Here is a 1,789-nt window from a genome sequence, read left to right as displayed (position 1 = left end):
CCGCGACCTGCTGGCCGAGTTCGGCTCCGAAGCCGAAGTAGCCGCTTTGCAGCCCGATATGGCCGCCATTGCGGCGCTTGACTACGTGGGCGTCATCGCCACCGCGCCCGGCACCAACGGCGTGGATTTCGTGTCGCGCTTTTTCGCCCCCCGCGTGGGCGTGCCCGAAGACCCCGTTACCGGCTCGGCCCACAGCATTCTCATTCCCTTCTGGGCCGACAAGCTGGGCAAAGCCGAGCTGCGCGCCCGCCAGATTTCGCCCCGCGGCGGCGACCTCTGGTGCCGCCTGCGCGGCGATAGGGTGGACATTGGCGGGTATGCCGTGACGTATGCGGCGGGCGAGCTGCTGGCTGCATCTAACACTCTAGTATAAATACGCAGGCTTATATCATCAAAAGCAACGAATAAACTGAATATGCAACAACCAATTTTCTGCTGGTTTATGGCAACCAAACAATTCGTAGCAATCCTTCTGACTTTGTCGCTGGTTTCTTGCGGCGACAGCCAAAGGCGAAACCAATCACCGCAGGAAATACCTAAAGCGCTGACAGAAAATAATTCTTCCTATAGGTTGGTTTCGAAGCGTGGTTATGATGATTTGGTTGATGGGCTCTACAATGAACTGGTGAGCAATGACCAGAATTTGAAAAAGCTTGAAGATAATATTAGCGACCTTGATGAGAGCGAACGCGATACAACAAAGCTGATTGATGAATTTAAGGACCGGAACCAAGCGTATTTCGGCGCGGCGAATGGACATATTTCCGCAATTAAAGACAGCGTATTGCGGAACAAAATACGCAATATGATTGCGGCTCAACTGATAAAATATAACGCAAGAATTGCCGGGCATAATCAACTCTTAAAAATTATCGATAATAAGCAAACGACTATTTCAGACCTGCACAACGTGCTGAAAATTGTGCGGACGCTGCCCTTGATTGACCAATACCAGAAGGGTAGCTTGCCCAACCCGAAATCATTGGAAGGGTATATAAATCGGCAGGAAGAAGTAATTCGTCGCGCGGAGGTATTGTCAAAAAAATAACGAATTACGATTTCGTCGGCGCTCTCTTCTTCGCCGCGCCGGTGCTGGCGCCCACCCGCTCGGGGTTTTCGGCCAGGAACTTGCCCCAGCTTTTGCCGCCGCTGGCCGTTACGTTGTTGCCCTTCATGTAGTGGTGGCAGAGGGCCACGGCCAGGGCATCGGTGGCGTCGAGGAAGGTACTGGCTTCGGCGATGGGCGGCAGCTTCAGCGTCTGGCGTAGCATGTGGGCCACTTGCTCCTTGGTGGCGTTGCCCGAGCCGGTCACGGACTGCTTCACCTTGGTGGGGGCGTACTCCACGTAGGGAATCTGGCGGCTCAGGGCGGCCGCGATGGCCACGCCCTGGGCCCGGCCCAGCTTGAGCATGCTTTGCACGTTGACGCCGAAAAACGGAGCCTCGATGGCCAGCTCGTCGGGTAGGTACTCGTCGATGAGCTCCAGCATGCGGTCGAAAATCCGCTTTAGCTTTACGGCGTGATTCGAGCCCAGGGCCTTCATATTGATAACGTCGTAGCAGAGTACGTCCACGCGCTGGCCGCGCACCTCAATCAGGGCGTAGCCCATAATTTGGGTGCCGGGGTCGACGCCCATGATAATCTTGGGCAGCAAATCGGCGGCGGGCGCGGGGCGGGGACGGGTGGGAGCGGGCATCTATTGCAAAGTTACGCCCCCGAACAGGCCGGCGCGCCGGTCCGCCCGGTTTCTTCGGAACCGGCCGACACCGCCGAAACTACCGGCGCGGC

Annotated in this window: 3 protein-coding genes; 2 read left to right on the top strand and 1 reads right to left on the bottom strand. The window is 56.7% G+C overall.

Translation table 11 applies throughout. The features are described 5' to 3' along the window. Together ACYVDE_RS21635 and ACYVDE_RS21630 are read left to right on the top strand one after the other, a co-directional pair. On the top strand, positions 1-373 hold a 373-nt coding region (locus tag ACYVDE_RS21635; RefSeq protein ID WP_460503612.1), incomplete at its 5' end, for a PhzF family phenazine biosynthesis protein. Positions 374-442: 69 nt separating this feature from the next. Continuing rightward, positions 443-1,048, top strand: a complete 606-nt coding sequence (locus ACYVDE_RS21630) for a hypothetical protein (RefSeq protein ID WP_460503611.1) — start codon at positions 443-445, stop codon at positions 1,046-1,048. Between the two features lie 4 nt (positions 1,049-1,052). Here the strand turns inward: ACYVDE_RS21630 and ruvC are convergent, their stop codons facing one another. Continuing rightward, positions 1,053-1,697: a crossover junction endodeoxyribonuclease RuvC gene (gene ruvC, locus ACYVDE_RS21625; RefSeq protein ID WP_460503610.1), complete on the bottom strand. Its 645-nt coding sequence runs from the start codon at positions 1,695-1,697 to the stop codon at positions 1,053-1,055. Positions 1,698-1,789 lie beyond the last annotated feature (92 nt).

Source organism: Hymenobacter agri, assembly GCF_054778495.1.
This window is presented reverse-complemented; position numbering and strand designations above follow the sequence as displayed.